Raw genomic sequence first — 19,114 nt, 5'->3', positions numbered from 1 at the left:
AACCGAGAGGTGATTCGTATGAGTGTACCCCTGCACATCGGTCTCGAACACCCCAACCTGATCTGGATCGTCGCGACAGCTATCATCTCCTTCGCCGTGGGGACTGGCTTTGGAGCGTTTAAGCTCCAGCCCAAACTGCAAGACGACACTGAGCCGAACTCTGAGACGGTAAATAACTGACTTCTCAGTCCCACTCTCGGATTGCTCACTGGGCATCGGAGTCACCTCCGTCGGCGACGAGCTGGCGATCGGCTGTCGTGTCTGGTGACGGGATCGCGTCGACGCGGTCGCCCCAGACCTCGGTCATGTGCTCGCGCTCTGGCTCGCGGACGATGTCGGTCGGATCAGTGCGCGGGACGATCGAGCGGGGCCAGTGGCTGCCGCGCTCGACGAGCCCGGCGGGGACGACGCCACCGTTGTCGATCGCGTAGGCACCGGTGGTGTATACCAGCACGTACGGCTCGGTCGGGTGGGCGTAGCGGATCTGAAGCCGCTTGCCGTTGTAGTCGGTTGTCGCACTGACGGCGTAGATCCGCGGCGACCCGGCGCGCCGATCGGCGGCGTCGGGGTGTGAAATCCACGACGCGGGGATCGGGTCGAACGTCTGGCCGTCGATCTCGATTGGCCAGGACATCACGACTCACCTCCCGCGACGCGGCGGGCGTCTTCCCAGGTCGTCACGTCCTCGTCTTTCAGGATCGAGGTGACCTGTGAGTAGGAGCCGGGACTGCTGTAGGCATCTGTCCCAGAGGCTTCGCCGCCTTCGTCGGGCGACCGATGGAGCAGTTTCCCCTGACCCGAGAAGACGAAGTGGGTGACGTGGTCAGGAACTTGGTCGTCCGGGAAGCACAGCTCGCAGAGGTCGCGGTTGCGGCGTCGGGACGAGTCGATAGGACAGATCCGGAAGTCGGCGACGTGGTAGCATGCGGAGTCCGCCGTCGGCGACGTCATGGCTGACACCTCCCGTCGTCGAGGGCGGGACAGTCCTGTGGCTCAGACTCGATCGTCTGGCCGCAGAACTCGCAGTGGACGGCGTCTCGCGGCAGTTCGTGAGCGGGGAAGGTGCTCACGCGGACCACCCCGAGAGCGGCCGCTCTTGATTGTTAAAACCATGCGTTAAATTAAAGTTCGGTATGGGGTCGGAGGGATTTGAACCCCCGATCGGCTGATATCTCCGGTGTGTGCCTCGGAACTCCAGAGGGTCATCAACGCGAGCCGATGATCAGTCGGCCGCTCAGTATATCAACCCTGGAGTGTCGTCACCGGGCACGTTGCCTCTGGAGTCAGCCGCCTTCCCGGACTAGGCCACGACCCCGCACTCCGGCGTAAGCCCACCTGTATGAAAGGGGTTACGGTTGCGTCCGGAGGTTAGTCGTCGCGGTCGGTGTCGCTCCAGTCGCAGTCCTGACACTTGTAGCCGGTGACGAACTCCGTGATACCGGGCATGTAGCCGACCGAGAGCACGTCTCCTCCGCAGTCGGGACACGAGCGGTCGGCGTCATCGATCGCTTCGGCGTCCATGACGTCGTCGTCTTCGATCAACTCCGCGAGGGACTCGGGTGTGACCATGCGGCCCTGCACGACGCGGTTGTCAGCCATAGCAACAACGGGGGCACTGAGCAACCTAAGGGTTGTCACTTCGTATCGCGCCGAGCGCGGTCAGAGCCAGGGCGCGCGGTCGTCGTCGTCGTCGACGGTCGGGTGGGAGCTGGCGTCGGTGGTGTCGTGGTCGACGCCCTGGGACGCGCCGCCGTCGGCGAAGGCGGCGGTCACGTCGACGGCGTCGGGCTCGTAGTGTTCGTCGCGTTCGCGAGCGCGCTGTGGGTCCAGCGAGAGCAGCGTCGTGACCGCGAGGACGGCCAGTGAGACCGGAGCCTCGACCGACGTGAGGATGCTGATCGGCAACACGCCCAGTGCGACGGCACTTCCGAAGCGGAAGCGGTCGATGTCGACGGCGTTGCGGAGCCACGGCGCGCCGACGGCGGCAGTGAGTGCGAACCCGACGCCGACGCCGGCAGCGGCGGCGGCCCTGAGCATGAGTTCGGGATCGGTCTGGATCTCCAGCGAGAAGCCGGAGGCGTTGACGCTGGCGACGAAGCCGATGAGCAGGATCATCGACGGACGCGGGAGCCAGTCGCCGATCTTCGCGCTGGCGGTCCGGCCGGCGATGGCGAGGATGATGATCGCCGCGAAGCGCTCGAAGACGACGGGATCGAGGACCGTCTGGATCGTCGGCGCGAGGGCGGCGACGACGACGGAGCCGGCGATCACGATCGCACCGACCGCGAGGATCGGGGTGGCGACCTCTCTGGGAGAGCCTTCCATCTCGGCGAGGATCACGGCGAGGGTGGCAGAGCCACCGAAGACCAGCAGGCCGACCTCGATGATGCCGGTCACCGACGCGAGTCCGCCAGCGAGGACGACGGCGGCGAAGACGCCGTCCAGCAGCGGGAGCAGCATGACCGTCGCGAGCAGGCGGGTGGCACCACCGACGCGTCGCTCTAGTGCGAGCGCGACCGGATGTTGGGAGCTACTCATTTCGTGCTACAGTCTGCCCTCACCCGTGGGCGTCGGGTACTCGCTGCGTGGGGACGGTACTGCCGACGGCCGAGACGGCATATTCCCTCCCTTCGGGGACCACATATTCCACCCCTTCGAGAACCCCTGAAAAGCTGTGTCTCCCATAAACCAGTTTGTGACAGCCACGGAGTCGGCGGTCTGTCGGCGAACGGAACCAGCGCTGGGAGACACAGCACAGTTCATGTTCATCATTATCTTTTGTCAGCGGATAAACGTTGTGTGAGATTGCGACTCATACACAACGGACGGCAGGAGATGTCAGCGTCTGGATGGAGATTGTCCACATTTCACACGTGATACTTTCCATTTTTAGAGTGCCGTGTGACTCTCGTCGCGCCGTCCGCGTGTGACATCGGTAGGCACTCGGGAGAAATCTCGGAACGTTTTTCAGCGCCCGTCTGCCACCCTTGACATGGCGAACGAGTCCGAACCCTTCTCGGAGAAGCTCCGCGTTCCGGAAGCCCTGACGTTCGACGACGTACTGCTACGACCCAAAGAGTCCCGCGTCGAGCCGGACGAGGCCGACACGGCCACACGCGTCTCGACGAACGTCGAACTGAACGTTCCGGTGCTCTCGGCGGCGATGGACACGGTCACCGAGGGCGATATGGGCATCGCGATGGCCCGACACGGTGGCCTCGGCGTCCTCCACCGCAACATGGACGTCGAAACGATGGTCGACGAGATCGAGCGCATCAAGCGCGCCGACGAGCTGATCATCCGCGACGTGGTCACGGCCTCGCCCGATCAGACCGTCCGCGAGGTCGACGAGATGATGGACCGACGCGGCGTCTCGGGCGCGCCGGTCGTCGGCGACGACGACGAGGTGCTGGGGATCATCTCTGCCACCGACATTCGCCCCTACCTCGAAGTCGGCGAGGAAGACCTCGTCAGCGAGGCGATGACCGACGAGGTCGTCACGGCATCCGAAGACGTGACCGCACGCGAGGCCCTGGAGCTGATGTACGAGCACAAGATCGAGCGCGTCCCGATCGTCGAGAACGGCGATCGACTCATCGGCCTCGTGACGATGCAGGGGATCCTCCAGCGCCGCGAGTACGATCAGGCCGCTCGCGACGACGAGGGCGCACTGGTCGCCGCGGCGGCGGTCAGCCCGTTCGAACTCGATCGTGCGCGCGCGGCAGACGATGCGGGAGCAGATGTCCTGTTCATCGATACCGCTCACGCGCACAACATGAACGTCATCGACAGTTCCCGCGAGATCGAGGCAGAGGTCGACGCAGACGTGGTCGTGGGCAACATCGGGACCCGCGAAGCCGCCCAGGAGGTCATTGACTTCGCCGACGGCGTCAAGGTCGGCATCGGTCCGGGATCGATCTGTACGACCCGCGTCGTCACCGGTGCGGGCATGCCCCAGATCACCGCCGTCTCGCAGGTCGCCGACGTGGCCAGCCAGCACGACGTGCCGGTGATCGCCGACGGCGGCATCCGCTACTCCGGGGACGCGATCAAGGCGATCGCCGCCGGTGCGGACGCGGTGATGCTCGGTTCCTACTTCGCAGGCACCGACGAGGCACCCGGCCGCGTCATCACGATGAACGGCAAGAAGTACAAGCAGTACCGCGGCATGGGATCGGTCGGCGCGATGAACGAGGGCGGCGGCGAGCGCTACCTGAAAGAAGAGGAAGAAGACGAGGAGTTCGTCCCAGAGGGCGTCGAAGCCGCGACGCCGTACAAGGGCTCGCTCCAGTCGGAGCTTCACCAGCTCGTCGGCGGGATGCAGTCGGGGATGGGCTACGTCGGCGCGGAGACGATTCCGGAGTTCAAGGAACGCTCGGAGTTCGTCCGCGTCTCCGCGGCGGGCCAGCAGGAGAGTCACCCCCACGACGTGATGATCACGGACGAAGCGCCCAACTACAGCCCCGACAACTGATCGACGCGTCCGGCGATGTGGCGGACCGAACTGCTTTTGAGCGGTCGTTGGCTACCCCGTGTCAATGAGAGTTCTCGTCGTCGGCGCGGGAGCGATGGGACGGTGGTTCGCTGACAGCGTCGCGACGGCCGACGACGAGGTCGCGTTCGTCGACGCCGACGAGACCGCAGCGACGGCGGCGGCCGACGCGCTCGACGGTCGCGCGCTGACACCGCCAGTCCAAGAGCGCTTCGACCTCGTCTGTGTCGCCGTCCCGCTCCCGGCGGCGGCGAGCGTGATCGGGGAGTACGCCGATCGCGCGGATCGGGCGATCTGTGACGTGACCGGGAGTATGCGCGATCCGATCGCCGCGATGCGAGCACACGCCCCCGAGATCGAACGCGTCAGCCTCCACCCGCTGTTCGCGCCCGAGAACGCACCCGGCAACCTCGCGGTGGTGACCGACGCCGACGGGCCGGTCGGCGAGACGATCCGTGAACGACTGCGAACGCGTGGCAACGAGCTGGTCGCGACGACGCCGGCAGAACACGACGAGGCGATGGAGACGGTGCAGGCACGCGCCCACACGGCGGTGCTGGCGTTCGCGCTCGCGGCCGAGGACGTACCCGAGACCTTCCAGACGCCGATCTCCGAGGCGCTGTTCGACCTCGTCGAGCAGATGACCGACGGCGAACCGCGGGTCTACGCCGACATCCAGGCAGCGTTCGAGGGAGCCGACGACGTGGCGGCCGCCGCACGACAGATCGCGCGGGCCGACGACGAGACGTTCACCGAACTGTACGAGAGCCTACAATGAACGACGAGACGAGAGATTCGATCCGCTCGAACGCGAAGTACCTCCGCCAGGTCCGCCCGATCGATCCCGAGGAGATCTGTGAATACGTCGACGGTCAGCCCCACCCCGCCGTGGTCCGCCGAGTCCTCCGAGAGGAGGCGTTCGATCTGGGGCTGGTCGAACGCGAGGACGAGACTTTCGAACCGATCGGCGACGAACCGCCGTCACCGGCCTTCGAGGGGGTCGACGCGTTGCCGCCCGAGTACGTCCGCCGACTTGAGGACCTGCTCGTCGAGCGCGAGGGCGTCGGCTGGCCCGACGGCGAGACCGGCGACCGACTCCGCGAGCGCATCCGGGCGATCAAAGAGCGGTACCTCCAGCAACGGCCCGTCGAGTACGACGACCTGACGGCGCTGGCGTACGCGATCTACCACCTGCCCGACTACTACGCCGTCACGCAGTACGTGATCGCCGACCTCCTGAGCGACGGGCTCCTCGACAGGCAGATTCGGGTCCTGGACGTGGGTGCCGGCGTCGGCGGCCCGGCGCTGGGGCTGCTCGACCTGCTGGGCGAGGAGTGTCTCGTCGACTACCACGCCGTCGAGCCGAGCGCGGCGGCGGACGTGCTGGAGGCAATGCTCGAAACGACGCCCGCGAGCGTCCAGACGACGACCCACCGGACGACCGTGGAGTCGTTCGAGCCCGACGACCAGTTCGATCTGGTGGTCTGTGCCAACGTCCTGAACGAACTCGACGAGCCGGCGTCCGTCGTCGAGCGGGCGCTCGACTGGCTGGCTCCGGCGGGGTCGCTGGCGGCGATCGAACCGGCAGACAGGAACACCGCGATCGGGCTCCGCGAGATCGAGCGGGCCGTCGCCGACGACGGGCCTGCGACGGTGTACAGCCCGACAGTCCGGCTCTGGGCCCACGAGTCTCCGACCAGCGAGTCGTGGTCGTTCGACGTACGGCCCGACATCGACGTGCCGCCCTTCCAGCGCCGGCTGGACGAGGGTGCGAGCGGCCCGGACCACCAGCCCGGAGAGTTCGTCAACGTGGACGTACAGTACGCCTACTCGATCCTGCGGACCGACGGACGGACCGCCATCGACGCGCGCGGGAACCGCTCGCAGGTCGCGAAGATGGCCGAGGCAGACTCCTACGTCACCGACCGGATCAATCTGCTGGGCGTGAAGCTGAGCGGCGACCTCACCGAAGCGGGCAACCCCCTCTACCTGATCGGCGACGGGAGTCAGTCGACGGACCACTTCGCCGTCCTCACCGAGGAGTCGATCCTCAACGAGGACCTCCGCGGGGCGGCCTACGGCGACCTCCTCCTCTTCGAGAACGCGCTGGTGCTCTGGAACGACGACGAGGGCGCGTACAACGTCGTCGTCGACGGCGAGACCGTCGTCGACCGCGTGCCGGCGTAACCGATCGACCGAGCGGCTGCCGCCGCCGGAGTGTTTTTCCCGCTCTCGGCCCGACGGAACGTATGAACGACGAGCCGTCGATCCTCCTGACCAACGACGACGGGATCGACAGCGTCGGTTTCCGGGCGCTGTACGACGCACTGACCGAGGTGGGATCGGTGACGGCGGTCGCACCGAAGAGCGATCAGAGCGCGGTCGGGCGCGCGATCTCACACGAAGTCCCGGTCCACCAGCACGAACTGGGCTACGCCGTCGCGGGCACGCCGACCGACTGCGTCGTCGCCGGCATCGAGTCGCTGGTCCCCGAAACGGACCTCGTCGTCGCCGGCTGCAACCGCGGCGCGAACCTCGGGGCCTACGTCCTCGGACGGTCGGGAACCGTCAGTGCCGCCGTCGAGGCGACCTTTTTCGACGTGCCCGCGATCGCCGTCTCGATGTACATCCCGGTCCGCGAGGACGCGGCCTTCTCCGAGGTCGAGGAGAACTACGACAGCTACGGCGAAGCCACCCGGGCTGCGAGCTATCTCGCCGCCCACTCGATGGGCGCGGGCGTCTTCGAACAGTGTGACTACCTCAACGTCAACGCGCCGGTCGCCGACCGGGGTCCCACGGAGATGGCGATCACCGAACCGTCCCGCGTCTACCAGATGGGGGCCGAGCGAAACGGCGAGACCGTGACCCTCCACGACCGGATCTGGGAGCGGATGGCCGAGGGCGACATCCCCGATCCGGAGGGCACCGACCGACGGGCCGTCGTCGACGGCAAGGTCAGCGTCTCGCCGCTGACGGCCCCACACACGACCGAGCACCACGAGGCACTGGACGGACTCGCCGAGACCTACGACCGCTCGTGAGGACAGTGCCACCACGATGAGCACACGCCGAGAGACGCTCCTGTTCGTCCTGCTGGCGATGCTCTGGGGGACCTCCTTCGTCGCGATCAAGGCGGGGCTCGAAGACCTGCCGCCGGTGTTGTTCGCGGCGATTCGCTACGACCTCGCGGGCGTCCTCATGCTCGCCTACGCGGCCGTCGCGACCGACGACTGGCTGCCCCGCTCCCAAGCGGACTGGGTTGCCGTCGCGATCAGCGCCACGCTCGTGATCGCGCTGTACAACGCCTTCCTGTTCGTCGGCGAGCAGGACGTGACCAGCGCGGTCGCGGCCATCCTGATCGCGACGAATCCGATTCTCGCGACGGCGTTCTCGCGGGCGCTACTCCCGAACGAGCGACTGTCGACCGTCGGGACGGCCGGGCTGGTGCTCGGTTTCGTCGGCGTCGTGCTGGTCACGCGTCCGGACGTGACGGGCGGGCTCAGTGCCGAACTCGTCGCGTCCGGGTTCGTCCTGTTGGCCGCGCTGTCGATCGCCCTCGGGAGCGTCCTCCTCCAGCGGGTCGACAGCGGGCTCGGGACGGAGGGGCTCGTCGCCTGGTCGAACGGTGTCGGTGCCGTCCTCTTACACGCCATCAGCCGGGCGCTCCCGAACGAGTCCCTGGGCGGGATGACCCTGACGGCGGAGTCGGTCGTCGCGATCGTCTACCTCGCCGTGTTCGCCAGCGTGATCGGCTACTTCGTCTACTTTCGCCTGCTCGACCGACTCGGAGCCATCCAGATCAACCTCGTCTCGTACGCGACGCCGGTCTTCGCCGCGGTCACGGGCTGGCTCCTGCTCGAAGAGACGATCGACGCCACGACCGTGACCGGCTTCCTCGTCGTCCTCGTCGGCTTCCTGCTCCTGAAACGAGACGCGATCCGCGAGGAACTGGCTGCGCTCCGATGACGCAGAGCAGTCGATCTGTGGCAATTTAAGCGGCCACGGTCGATAGAGCGACTCGATGAGCACTATCCGACGCGCTCGCCCCGACGACGCGGCCGCGTGTGCGGACATCTACGCACCGTACGTCCGTGACTCGGCGGTCTCCTTCGAGGAGACGCCACCATCCGACGAGGAGATGAAAGAGCGTCTCCGTTCGACCCTCGAAACGTACCCGTGGCTGGTGTGTGAACGCGAGAACCGAGTGGTCGGCTTTGCGTACGCCAGCGACCACCGGAACCGAACGGCCTACCAGTGGAGCGTCGAGCTCTCGATCTACGTCGACGACGACCACCGTCGTGCCGGGATCGCGACCGGTCTCTACGAGTCGCTGTTCGCCGTGCTGGGCGAGCAGGGGTTCTACAACGGGTACGCCGGTGTGACACTGCCGAATCGGGCGAGCGTCGCGTTCCACCGGGAGATGGGATTCGAGCCCGTCGGAACGTACGAGAACGTCGGGTACACTGCCGGGGAGTGGCACGACGTACAGTGGTGGCGCAAACAGCTGCGCCAGCCCGAGGACGACCCGGAGCCGCCAGTACCGATATCGACGTTCTCGACCGCTCAGTTCGAGGCGGCCGTCACCGCGGGCGTCGACTCGCTCGACGTCTGATCCCGATTTCGGCGACGGATCTGACCGTTCGCTCTCACGGGGTATTCCAGCGACGCGACCAGCGACGAGATCGGCCCGCGCTCACTCGCCGTTCGACTCGGCGGGCAGCTTGTGCCGGAACGCCCGTAACGCGTTCCCTCCCGTCTCCGTCAGCGAGATCCGTTTGGTCCGTCCGACCGACTCGACGGAGACGTAGCCGTCTTCGAGGAGTGGCTCGACGATGCGGTTGTTCAGCAGTGCGAACTTCGCTTTGTCGTTGGCCGGGTCCGACTCGCTGATGAACGCCAGTCCCTCCCGCTCGGCGAAGTCGATGAGCTCGCTCTTGTTCGGCGTGTGGGCGGCGGTATCGTGCTCGTCGACGTAGTTCAGTATTCGAACCTGGTCCGTCGTCGGCGTCTCCAGGGGATACGACGGGAGCTGCTCGGCCACGATCGTCTCGCCGGTCTGTGGCGTCTCGTCCACCGGGTGGAGGTGTTCTGCCGTCCGAACGTGGTAGCCACTCGCGTCCGTCGCCATACACGCCAGTGCAGCGCCGACGGTCGCGAGCTTCGGACCGCTGGAGACGTTCACCCGGACGATGTCTCCCTGGTGGCCGTCGATGAGCGTCGTGATCCGCCCCAGTACGTCGTACACGTCGTCGAGGTCGGTCTCGTGGTACTCCAGGACAACGCCGTGGTCGGTGAGTTCCCGCTCCAGGCGTTCGTGGTACGCAGTCGTCTCCAGCTCGCTGTCGGTCAACAGGTGGAGCGTGTCGACCCCGTACTCGACGACCGGATCGCCGATGCGGTCGTACTCGTAGCCCAGCGGTGCGATGTGTACCTCCTCGACAGAACGGAGCGAATCCGAGCCTTGCATGTCTGGTACGTGTGTGCCTTCGCTCGCGTCGTACAAATAGTTACGATAGTATCGATAGTTTGAATAGTATCTTGATAGACATGAATATACGTTCGGAGCAACACCGAGTCGGGGCGTACGCACGCCCGGATATATCGATGAGTAATTTCCCCGCTACCGATTGCCCGCTGTCTGGCCGACACGCCGAGGAGACGGACGATGCGACTCGCCCGACGGTCCCCGACGGACAGGACCTGCTCGAACTGGTCGGCGATCCGTACACGTTCGACATACTGGACGCGATCACCGACGAGCCGATGGAGGCCCAGGAGATCGCCGAGACCACCGACGTGTCACAGCCGACGGTGTATCGTCGACTGCGACGACTCTACCGGGCGGGCATCGTCGATACGGAAGTGAGCGTCGACGGGTCGAGCAACCATCCCACGCAGTTCGCGCTGGCCGTCACGCGCGTCACACTTGAAGTCGAGGACGACGGTCTCGGTGTCGACGTCGAGTCTGCCGACGAACGGACAGGAGAGTAAAGTAGTCCAGTGGTATCGACTCTCTCTCGCTGTTCGACCTTGTTCAACGATTTGGGGACAGTGTGTAGCTGTTGAAATTGCCCAAGAATCCACCAACACCCTTCTGGTGGTAAGATTCTTTGCTGATGGTATCGTACTACCATTCATGTCAGCAGAGACGGACGCACAGGGGCGGCTGTACATCCCGAAGGAGGTGCGCGAGAAGTACGGCCAGAAGTATCACATCGTCATGTACGAGGACAGAATCGAATTGATCCCGGTCGCGGACGACCCACTCGCTGCAGTCCGCGAAGCGGCAGGCGAACTGCGCGATGCATCCGCCGAGGCGATCCAGGAGGACATCGAGGAAGCGGCGAAAGACAAAGCTGAGGGAGTCAGCGGCGACAGATGACGGTGTACGTCGAGACGGATTTCCTGCTCGCACTCACCAAAGATTCCGATTGGTTACAGAACTCCGCAGAGGACGCCCTCGTCGAGAACGATGTCGAAACGTCGGCGTTCTCGTATCTGGAACTCCTCCTCGCCCGGGAACGCTACGAGTTCGACTACGTCCCACTGGTAGCGAACCTGCTCGAACTCGTCCCCGTGCGAAACGAAGAAGAGAAACAGGTCGTGCTGAAAGCGGTCAACTACTACGACGAGGGCATGACGCCGTTCGACGCGTTCCACGCGGCGACTGCGGAAACGCGGGGGATGGACGTACTCTCGTCTGAGAAAGACTACGAGGAGATCGAGGTCGAACGAGTTCCACTGGAACCAACTGACGAGGGATGAGGACAGAGTGTCTGCTGATACTGCCGGCTGTAACTTCGTGAAGAGCTTCGCCACCCCGGGGTGGCGAGATCGTTCACAGATGTACAGCCGGTAGTATGAGGAAGCGGGAAACTCGTAGCAGTGTTTGATTCTGCAATTGATCGAATCGTCTGGCCACTCGAAACTGTAAAATATGTGGTTGGAGCGCGTCTAACCCCGTTCACTCACTCACCGACTCTCCCGCTGCTCGACCTTGTTCAGTTCGATCAGCAGTCGGAAGATCGCTTTCACGAGGTTGGCGTCCACGTCGAACCGTTCGGCGTTCTCGCCGGCTCGGTCCATCACGGACTGTTCCTGGTCTTCGTCCGTCGTGGGCAGGCCCTTCTCGTCTTTGACCTCGGCGATCGTGTCGGCGACGTAGGTCCGCTGTGCGATCTTCTCGACGATCTCCCGGTCGATCGTCTGGATCTCTGTGCGCAGTTCGTCGAGACTCATGTCCTCTGGATTCGTGCTCATAGTGTGTGTGTTCCCTCCGTTTGGGTCGTCGTTAGCCAGGTGTTGCCGTCGCGTCGGTCCCAGTAGACCTGGACCTGTTCGAGCGCAGGTCGTGGACCGACGGCGACGTAGGACGGGCCGGTGCCAGAGAGCGAGACGCCCTCGACCTGTCGCATCGCCTCGATCAGCGGCTCCGAGTCGAAGTCGAGAGCCGCACAGAAGGCCAGTCCGTTGACCGTCATCGCTCGTTCGTAGTCGCCGTCGAGCGCGAGGTCCTCGACCAGCCGGGCCATCGGCGCGACGTGCTCGCAGCGGCGTACGTCCGCGTCGGCGCTGAACGCCTGCTCTGGGGGCGTGTAGACGAGCACGTCCCAGTCGATCTCGTCGCGTGCCAGTAGCTCGTCGGCGTCGTTGTCCGTGACGGTGACGCCCCCCAGCATCGAGGCGGAGGCGTCGTCGAACGCGCCGGTGGCCGTGACGCCTACGTCCCGTGCCGCCATCACGCCGAGACGGGCCATGTCCTCTCGCGTCATCCGATCGGTCCGGTCGAGCGCGTCGAGTGTCGCCATGACGGTCGCGTTGGCGGCCGCCGAGCTGCTCTTGAGACCGGACGCCATCGGCACGTCGCTCTCGGTTCGGACGACGGCACCGGCCACCTCGGGTTCGCCGTGAGCGTCGAGGACGTACTCGACGCAGGTCTCGATCAGGCGGGTGTCGGCCTCCGGTGCGCCAGCGATCTCCCCGACGATCGCTTCCTCGTCGTCGTCGATCTCTGCCTCGGTGAACAGATCGACGGTCGCGTGGGTGTACTCGTCGATGGCGAACGCCGACCCGCGGTGGGTGGCGAGCGCGTTCAGCACTGTCCCGGCGGCTGGGGCCGCAGCCTTCCCCTGCATCGTCTCACTGTCCCACACGACCGTATTTACCTGTGGCGGTCTGGTAGCCGCCGGTGGAACGCGGCGCTTTTGCCGATCCGAGGCGAACCGTCGTCAATGAGTGCCCGCAACGACGTAGCCCCGGAGACGCTGTCGGTCGAACTCACGGAAGACGGCGTCGTGGTCGAGTACACCGACGGCCGAGAGGTGTTCTACCACGGCGTCCCCGAGCGAGTCGAAGACAGCGTCGTGGCAGCACCGGCCAAAGAGGTCCACGTCCTCGTGACCGACCCCAACGAGACCGAGGGCGTGTTGCTGTACGTCAACGATCTCAACACCCACGACGACATCCTCGAAGAGACCGGCGTGGGACGGATCATGCTCGACACGGGCGAGCAAGAAGAGGTGTTCCCCGGCGTGACGATCAGGGACACGTCGATGCGCGTCGAAGTCGAGGCCGACCCCGAAACGGCCCGTGGGCGCGTCTTCGTGTTCGTCGAAGACGAGATGGGCGAACGGAGCTACGAGATCGTCGCCGGCGAGTGATCCCCGGCGTCCCGTTTCGAGCTACTCGCAGCCGCTGGGTCGCGAAGCGGTCGTGGCCGCACAAACGCGCCGCTTCGACCGTCGCAGCGGTCGATCGACGGGTCGTCTACTGGATGTAGGACGGTTCTTCCGAGTCGCAGTTGCGTTCGTGCTGGTCGGCGTCGCTCTCGTCGTCGAACATGAGCCCGCAGTGCTCGCACTCGTACCAGGTCATCTCGTCACGCTCGGTTTGAGAGACCATGTCACATGTTCCACACGCCACCGATATAGGCGTTTCTCCGGGCCACGCTCGACAGACGACCGCCGGATCGCCGTCGATGGACACCGTGACCGCCCAGCCACCAGGCGACGGTATCAAGACCGTCGGTCCTCTACCCGAGCGCATGAATGGTCACCCGTCTGGCGGGATCGAACTCGAAGTCGAAGGGGCCAACAAGCGCGACGCGGGGCGTGGCATCGCTCGGCTGCCGGACTCGGTCCGGGACGAACTGAACGTTCTCAGCGGCGACCCGATCATCGTCGGCGGCGACAGGAAGACCGTCGTCAAGGTCTGGCCGGCCAGCGACAACGGCGGCCAGTTCGTCAGAATCGACGCTGACACGCGGGCCAACGCCGGTGTCAACATCGGCGACACCGTGACGGTCTCGAACGCGAGCGTCGACGACGCGACGACGATCACCGTCCAGCCGGCAAAGCCCCTCCCCGGCAGCGAGTCCTACGAACACGCCGTCCGTGACCGGCTCGTCGACCGGCTCGTCCAGCGAGACGAGCAGGTCCACGTCGAGGGGCTGGGGACGTTCCTCGTGCGCTCGACCTCCCCGGAGGGCTCCGTGCGCGTCGCCGACGACACGCGCGTCACAGTGTTGCCCCACAGTGGCGACCGCGAGGAGTCGTCGACCGCGTCGTCGGTGAATCCACCGTCCGAGGACGAGGCGACCGAGACGGCCGACATCGACGTGAACTACGAGGACATCGGCGGTCTCGACGAAGAACTCGACCAGATCCGCGAGATGATCGAGATGCCACTCTCCGAGCCCGAGCGGTTCCACCGGCTCGGGATCGACCCGCCCAGTGGTGTCTTGCTCCACGGGCCGCCCGGCACCGGGAAGACGCTGATCGCTCGGGCAGTCGCCAACGAGGTCGACGCGTACTTCGACACCATCTCCGGCCCCGAGATCGTCTCCAAGTACAAGGGCGAATCCGAGGAGCGGCTACGAGAGGCCTTCGAGCGCGCCGAGGACAACGCACCGTCGATCCTCTTTATCGACGAGATCGACTCGATTGCGGGCTCTCGCGACGAGGACGCCGACATGGAGAACCGCGTCGTCGCCCAGCTGCTCACGTTGATGGACGGGCTGGAAGACCGCGGTCGAGTCGTCGTCATCGGCGCGACCAACCGCGTCGACACGATCGACGACGCTCTCCGGCGGGGCGGGCGCTTCGACCGCGAGATCGAGGTCGGCGTACCGGACGAGCCCGGTCGTCGAGAGATTCTCGACGTCCACACCCGCGAGATGCCGATCGACGACGACGTCGAACTCGACGACGTGGCGAGCCAGACCCACGGTTTCGTCGGCGCGGACCTGGCGACGCTGACCACGGAGGCCGCGATGACGGCGCTGCGACGAGAGAGCGAAGACCCCGACGTGAACCGGGCCGACTTCGAGACGGCGATGGCGGCCGTCGAACCCTCGGCGATGCGAGAGTACGTCGCCGAGTCGCCGTCGGTCTCGTTCGACGACGTCGGCGGGCTCGACGAGGTGAAAGAGCGGCTCACGGAGGCCGTCGAGTGGCCACTCGCCTACGGGCCGCTCTTCTCGGCGACCGACACGGATCCGCCCAGCGGCGTGCTCCTCTACGGGCCGCCGGGGACCGGCAAGACCCTGCTGGCCCGCGCGATCGCCGGCGAGAGCGGCGTCAACTTCATCCACGTCAACGGCCCCGAACTGCTTGATCGCTACGTCGGCGAGTCCGAGGAGTCGGTCAGAGAGGTGTTCGAGCGAGCCCGTCAGACCGCCCCGAGCATCGTCTTCCTCGACGAGATCGACGCCATCGCAGGCCAGCGCGGGGAGAGCAACGAGGTCTCCGAGCGCGTCGTCTCCCAGCTGCTGACCGAGCTCGACGGGATCACGGAGAACCCCAACCTCGTCGTCCTGGCGGCGACGAACCGCCGCGAGACGCTGGACGACGCGCTCTTGCGGCCGGGTCGGTTCGAGCAACACATCGAAGTGCCGAACCCGGACCGCGACGCGCGTCGCGAGATCCTGGCGGTCCACACCGCCGACAAGCCCCTCGGCGACGGCGTCGATCTCGACGGGCTGGCGGCCCAGACGGAGGGGTACTCGGGAGCCCAGATCGAGGCACTCGTCCGGGAAGCCTCGATGCGAGCGATCCGGACCGTCGCCGACGACATCGATCCCGACGACGTTGCAGCCAGCGCCGAATCGGTCGTCGTCGAGACGGCCGACTTCGAGGCCGCGCTCGAATCGGTCTGAACCGCGACGAATCGACTGTACGAGCGCCGCGGAGACGCGTGAGCTACTACGGACGGTCACTCGCAGAGTGATCGAAACCGAGCCTCGGTAATCGCGACCCAGGTGACGAAATCGCTCACAGGATCACAGCCCAGGTGTGAGAGGGGACGGTGTCGGTGCAGATTCGTGACATAGATTTTTGTCCACCGGGGGTCAAGTTCACACGCTCACATGACTCGAGACAGTGAGGTCCCCGGCAGCCACTACATCGACGGTGAGTGGACAGACGGCGACAGTACGACGACATTCGAGAGCCGCGAGCCCGCGACCGGCGAGGTGCTGGCCGAGTTCCAGCGCGGAACGAGCGACGACGTATCCAGCGCCGTCGCCGCCGCCGAGGCCGCCGCCGACGAGTGGCAAGCCCTCTCTTACATCGATCGCGCAGAACACCTCTGGGAGATCTTCCACGAGCTCCGAGATCGCACCGACGAACTCGGGACCGTCGTCAGCAGAGAGTGCGGGAAAGAACTCTCCGAGGGCCGAGCCGACGTGGTCGAAGCTTACCACATGGTCGAGTGGGCCGCGGGCAACGCCCGCCACCCCCACGGCGACGTCGTTCCGAGCGAGGTCGCGAGCAAGGACGCCTACATGCGGCGCAAGCCCCGCGGCGTCGTCGGCTGTATCACGCCCTGGAACTTCCCCGTCGCCATCCCGTTCTGGCACATGGCGGTCGCGCTCGTCGAGGGCAACACCGTCGTCTGGAAGCCCGCCGAACAGACCCCGTGGTGTGCACAGATCGTCGCGGAGATGTTCGACGACGCGGGGATCCCCGACGGCGTGTTCAACCTCGTTCAGGGGTACGGCGACGCCGGCAACGCCATCGTCGAGGACGACCGCGTCGACACCGTCCTCTTTACCGGCTCCGCGGCGGTCGGCCACGAGGTGGCCGGCAAGATCGGCGGCCAGCCGGGCCGGAGCGCGTGTTGTGAAATGGGCGGCAAGAACGCGGTCGTCGTCACCGACACCGCCGACCTGGATGTTGCGGTCCACTCGGCGGTGATGTCCTCGTTCAAGACGACCGGCCAGCGCTGTGTCTCCGCGGAGCGCCTGATCGTCCACGAAGACGTGTACGAGGAGTTCAAGCGCCGCTTCGTCGACCTCGCGGAAGACGTGACGGTCGGGGACCCCCTCGACGAGTCGACGTTCATGGGCCCGGTCGTCGATCAAGAGCAAGTCGAGAAGTTCGCCGAGTACAACGAACTGGCCCGACAGGAGGGCGCGACGGTACTCGTCGACCGCGAAGAGCTGGCTCCCGACGCGATTCCCGACGGCCGCGAGGAGGGCAACTGGGTCGGGCCCTTCGTCTACGAGATGGAGTACGATCCGGAACTGCGCTGTCTCACCGAGGAGGTGTTCGGCCCCCACGTCGCCCTGCTGGAGTACTCCGGCGGGGTCGAACGCGCGGTCGAGATGGTCAACGCGACGCCGTACGGCCTCGCCGGTGCGATCATCGCCGAGGACTACCGCCAGATCAACTACTTCCGAGACAACGCCGACCTCGGACTGGCCTACGGCAATCTCCCGTGTATCGGCGCGGAGGTCCACCTCCCCTTCGGCGGCGTCAAGAAGTCCGGCAGCGGCTCGCCACACGCCCGCGAAGTGATCGAGGCGGTCACCGAACGGACGGCCTGGACGCTCAACAACTCGAAGGAGATCGAGATGGCACAGGGGTTGTCGGCGGATATACGGACCGAGGAGTGAACGACGCTGGGAGGCGTTTGATCGCCGACCAGTGGTTCACTGCGAGTAGAGGAGTGATGCACCCAGCGAGCGGTGTGGGCCGCGAGTAGTGGATCACTGCGAGCAGAGGAGTGAACGACGCTGGGAGGCGTTTGATCGCCGACCAGTTGTTTACTGCGAGGAGGAGTGATGCACTCAGCGAGCGGGACGAGCCGCGAGTAGTGAATCACTGCGAGTAGAGGAGTGATGCACTCAGCGAGCGGTGTGTGCCGCGAGTAGTGGATCACTGCGAGGAGGAGTGATGCACCCAGCGAGCGGTGTGTGCCGCGAGTAGCGACGGCGTGTGCTTCGAGAGAGTTCGACCCGCGGGAGCGCGTCGACGGGGCCTTTGTGAGTGTGGGGCACGAAGTGGCAGTATGATCGACGATCGGACAGCGGTCACGCGGCGGCGCTCGGTGCTGGCAACGATCGCAGCCGGCCTCGCCGCGGGCTGTACGGGCCGGTCGCCCGATCGAGCGACGACGACCGGCGACGACGCGGGGGTCGCCGTCGAACGGGTCGCCGACTCGCTTACGGCTCCGTGGAGCGTCACACCGCTGCCCGGCGGGGAACAGTTGCTCGTGACCGAACGGCCCGGTCGGCTCTCGCTGGTGTCGTTGCCCGAGGGAGAGCAAACGACGGTCAGCGGCGTGCCGTCGGTCCACGCTCGGGGGCAGGGTGGCTTGCTCGACAGCGAACTCCACCCCGAGTTCGAGGAGACGCCGTGGGTGTACCTGACCTACGCCAGCGCGAACGGCGGCGGCGAGTCGACGACGGCGCTGGGTCGCGGGCGGCTGAACGTCGACAGTGGCTCGCTCGAAGCGTTCGAGCGGCTCCACGTCGCCGAGCCGTTCGTCGAGTCGAACGGTCACTTCGGCTCTCGGGTCGCTTTCGGCCGGGACGGCACGGTCTACCAGACGGTCGGCGATCGACAGTTCAAGGACTTCGGCCCCGAGCACGTCGCCCAGGACCTGACGACGGAACTCGGTGTGACGCTGCGCCTCGAACCCGACGGCTCGGTCCCGGACGACAACCCGTTCGTCGACGAGCCGGCGGCCGCCGACGCCATCTACAGCTACGGCCACCGCAACGCCCAGGGCATGGCCGTCCATCCCGACACCGGCGCAATCTGGCAGAGCGAGTTCGGCGAACAGGACGGCGACGAGATCAACGTCGTCCGGCGTGGGGGCAACTACGGGTGGCCCGTCGCCGACGAAGGCTGTACGTACGGTTCGGGCGATCCCATCGGCGTGGCACACGCGGACCGCGACGACGTGGTCGGGCCGGTCTACTCCTGGCCCTGCGGGAGCGGTGGGTTCCCACCCAGCGGGATGACGTTCTACACCGGCGCGGCGTTCCCGGACTGGAACGGCGATCTGTTCGTCGGCGGGCTGGCCTCGCAGTCTCTCGCTCGCTTCACCGTCGACGGCACCGACGTGACCGAGGCCGAGCAGCTGCTGTCGGAACGGGGCTGGCGAATCAGGGACGTGGCCCAGGGCGTCGACGAGGGGCACCTCTACGTGGCGGTCGACGCCGAGGCGGCACCGATCGTGCGACTCTCGCCTGCGTGATGGGCTGTGGGTCTGTGAACGAGTTCGCCACCACGCGTGTCTCACAGCGTGACAGCCGACGGTGTGAGCGACGCTCCGAGAACACGAGAGAGAACGGTTGCGAGCGAGCGTCAAAAGGGCTGGAGACCCAACACGATG

At 66.0% G+C, this 19,114-nt stretch carries 22 protein-coding genes and 1 tRNA gene; 14 read left to right on the top strand and 9 right to left on the bottom strand.

The window, feature by feature from the left end:
* Positions 1 to 18: 18 nt before the first annotated feature.
* On the top strand, positions 19 to 180 hold the full coding sequence (locus IL252_RS11120; protein ID WP_208628053.1) for a hypothetical protein: 162 nt from the start codon (positions 19 to 21) through the stop codon (positions 178 to 180).
* A gap of 25 nt (positions 181 to 205) precedes the next feature.
* Here IL252_RS11120 and IL252_RS11115 read toward each other — a convergent pair whose 3' ends face one another.
* The 5 genes from IL252_RS11115 to IL252_RS11095 form a co-directional block, all read right to left on the bottom strand.
* Complete coding sequence (locus tag IL252_RS11115) at positions 206 to 634, bottom strand: hypothetical protein (RefSeq protein ID WP_208628052.1); 429 nt, start codon at positions 632 to 634, stop codon at positions 206 to 208.
* Positions 634 to 951: a hypothetical protein gene (locus IL252_RS11110; RefSeq protein WP_208628051.1), complete on the bottom strand. Its 318-nt coding sequence runs from the start codon at positions 949 to 951 to the stop codon at positions 634 to 636. The genes IL252_RS11115 and IL252_RS11110 overlap by 1 nt, the downstream gene beginning before the upstream one ends.
* 183 nt (positions 952 to 1,134) lie before the next feature.
* A tRNA-Trp gene (locus tag IL252_RS11105) sits at positions 1,135 to 1,315 on the bottom strand.
* Between the two features lie 53 nt (positions 1,316 to 1,368).
* A complete protein-coding gene (locus tag IL252_RS11100) occupies positions 1,369 to 1,599 on the bottom strand; it encodes a DUF5795 family protein (RefSeq protein WP_170094328.1) in 231 nt (76 codons plus the stop codon).
* Positions 1,600 to 1,659: 60 nt separating this feature from the next.
* A complete protein-coding gene (locus tag IL252_RS11095) occupies positions 1,660 to 2,538 on the bottom strand; it encodes a DUF5794 domain-containing protein (RefSeq protein ID WP_153553250.1) in 879 nt (292 codons plus the stop codon).
* 454 nt (positions 2,539 to 2,992) lie between these two features.
* Between IL252_RS11095 and guaB the strand changes: the two genes are divergently transcribed.
* The 6 genes from guaB to IL252_RS11065 all read left to right on the top strand — a co-directional run bounded on the left by guaB (position 2,993) and on the right by IL252_RS11065 (position 9,104).
* Complete coding sequence (guaB, locus tag IL252_RS11090) at positions 2,993 to 4,474, top strand: IMP dehydrogenase (protein ID WP_208628050.1); 1,482 nt, start codon at positions 2,993 to 2,995, stop codon at positions 4,472 to 4,474.
* Positions 4,475 to 4,538: 64 nt separating this feature from the next.
* On the top strand, positions 4,539 to 5,270 hold the full coding sequence (locus IL252_RS11085; RefSeq protein ID WP_208628049.1) for a prephenate dehydrogenase/arogenate dehydrogenase family protein: 732 nt from the start codon (positions 4,539 to 4,541) through the stop codon (positions 5,268 to 5,270).
* The gene (locus IL252_RS11080) at positions 5,267 to 6,679 is read left to right on the top strand and encodes a small ribosomal subunit Rsm22 family protein (protein ID WP_208628048.1); all 1,413 of its coding nucleotides are present in this window, start codon (positions 5,267 to 5,269) and stop codon (positions 6,677 to 6,679) included. The genes IL252_RS11085 and IL252_RS11080 overlap by 4 nt, the downstream gene beginning before the upstream one ends.
* A 62-nt stretch (positions 6,680 to 6,741) precedes the next feature.
* Positions 6,742 to 7,533: a 5'/3'-nucleotidase SurE gene (surE, locus tag IL252_RS11075; RefSeq protein ID WP_208628047.1), complete on the top strand. Its 792-nt coding sequence runs from the start codon at positions 6,742 to 6,744 to the stop codon at positions 7,531 to 7,533.
* A 16-nt stretch (positions 7,534 to 7,549) separates the two neighbouring features.
* Positions 7,550 to 8,458 (top strand): DMT family transporter, encoded by a 909-nt coding sequence (locus IL252_RS11070; protein WP_208628046.1) that lies wholly within the window; start codon positions 7,550 to 7,552, stop codon positions 8,456 to 8,458.
* Positions 8,459 to 8,513: 55 nt separating this feature from the next.
* A complete protein-coding gene (locus tag IL252_RS11065; protein ID WP_208628045.1) occupies positions 8,514 to 9,104 on the top strand; it encodes an arsinothricin resistance N-acetyltransferase ArsN1 family B in 591 nt (196 codons plus the stop codon).
* A gap of 81 nt (positions 9,105 to 9,185) precedes the next feature.
* Here IL252_RS11065 and IL252_RS11060 read toward each other — a convergent pair whose 3' ends face one another.
* Positions 9,186 to 9,959, bottom strand: a complete 774-nt coding sequence (locus tag IL252_RS11060) for a DUF6293 family protein (protein WP_208628044.1) — start codon at positions 9,957 to 9,959, stop codon at positions 9,186 to 9,188.
* 137 nt (positions 9,960 to 10,096) lie between these two features.
* Between IL252_RS11060 and IL252_RS11055 the strand changes: the two genes are divergently transcribed.
* From IL252_RS11055 to IL252_RS11045, 3 genes are all read left to right on the top strand, one after another.
* Positions 10,097 to 10,483, top strand: coding sequence for a helix-turn-helix domain-containing protein (locus IL252_RS11055; RefSeq protein ID WP_208628043.1), 387 nt, complete (start codon positions 10,097 to 10,099; stop codon positions 10,481 to 10,483).
* A gap of 145 nt (positions 10,484 to 10,628) precedes the next feature.
* Complete coding sequence (locus IL252_RS11050) at positions 10,629 to 10,874, top strand: AbrB/MazE/SpoVT family DNA-binding domain-containing protein (RefSeq protein ID WP_153553259.1); 246 nt, start codon at positions 10,629 to 10,631, stop codon at positions 10,872 to 10,874.
* Positions 10,871 to 11,257: a PIN domain-containing protein gene (locus IL252_RS11045; RefSeq protein ID WP_208628042.1), complete on the top strand. Its 387-nt coding sequence runs from the start codon at positions 10,871 to 10,873 to the stop codon at positions 11,255 to 11,257. The genes IL252_RS11050 and IL252_RS11045 overlap by 4 nt, the downstream gene beginning before the upstream one ends.
* A gap of 207 nt (positions 11,258 to 11,464) precedes the next feature.
* Here IL252_RS11045 and IL252_RS11040 read toward each other — a convergent pair whose 3' ends face one another.
* A complete protein-coding gene (locus tag IL252_RS11040) occupies positions 11,465 to 11,752 on the bottom strand; it encodes a chorismate mutase (RefSeq protein WP_015763303.1) in 288 nt (95 codons plus the stop codon).
* Positions 11,749 to 12,627, bottom strand: coding sequence for a shikimate kinase (locus tag IL252_RS11035; protein ID WP_208628041.1), 879 nt, complete (start codon positions 12,625 to 12,627; stop codon positions 11,749 to 11,751). The genes IL252_RS11040 and IL252_RS11035 overlap by 4 nt, the downstream gene beginning before the upstream one ends.
* Before the next feature lie 96 nt (positions 12,628 to 12,723).
* Here IL252_RS11035 and IL252_RS11030 point away from each other — a divergent pair, with 96 nt between their 5' ends.
* A complete protein-coding gene (locus IL252_RS11030; protein WP_208628040.1) occupies positions 12,724 to 13,152 on the top strand; it encodes a DUF5796 family protein in 429 nt (142 codons plus the stop codon).
* 106 nt (positions 13,153 to 13,258) lie between these two features.
* Here the strand turns inward: IL252_RS11030 and IL252_RS17740 are convergent, their stop codons facing one another.
* Positions 13,259 to 13,393 (bottom strand): hypothetical protein, encoded by a 135-nt coding sequence (locus tag IL252_RS17740; RefSeq protein ID WP_015763299.1) that lies wholly within the window; start codon positions 13,391 to 13,393, stop codon positions 13,259 to 13,261.
* A gap of 142 nt (positions 13,394 to 13,535) precedes the next feature.
* Between IL252_RS17740 and IL252_RS11025 the strand changes: the two genes are divergently transcribed.
* The 3 genes from IL252_RS11025 (at position 13,536) to IL252_RS11015 (ending at position 18,976) form a co-directional block, all read left to right on the top strand.
* The gene (locus tag IL252_RS11025; RefSeq protein WP_208628108.1) at positions 13,536 to 15,647 is read left to right on the top strand and encodes a CDC48 family AAA ATPase; all 2,112 of its coding nucleotides are present in this window, start codon (positions 13,536 to 13,538) and stop codon (positions 15,645 to 15,647) included.
* 210 nt (positions 15,648 to 15,857) lie between these two features.
* Positions 15,858 to 17,387: an aldehyde dehydrogenase family protein gene (locus IL252_RS11020; protein WP_208628039.1), complete on the top strand. Its 1,530-nt coding sequence runs from the start codon at positions 15,858 to 15,860 to the stop codon at positions 17,385 to 17,387.
* Positions 17,388 to 17,782: 395 nt separating this feature from the next.
* Positions 17,783 to 18,976: a PQQ-dependent sugar dehydrogenase gene (locus tag IL252_RS11015; RefSeq protein WP_208628038.1), complete on the top strand. Its 1,194-nt coding sequence runs from the start codon at positions 17,783 to 17,785 to the stop codon at positions 18,974 to 18,976.
* Positions 18,977 to 19,114 lie beyond the last annotated feature (138 nt).

It is taken from the genome of Halomicrobium sp. IBSBa, assembly GCF_017612575.1.
In the GTDB taxonomy this organism is placed as follows: domain Archaea; phylum Halobacteriota; class Halobacteria; order Halobacteriales; family Haloarculaceae; genus Halomicrobium.
Note: the sequence above shows the minus strand (reverse complement) of the source record. Positions and strands in the feature narration are given on the sequence as shown.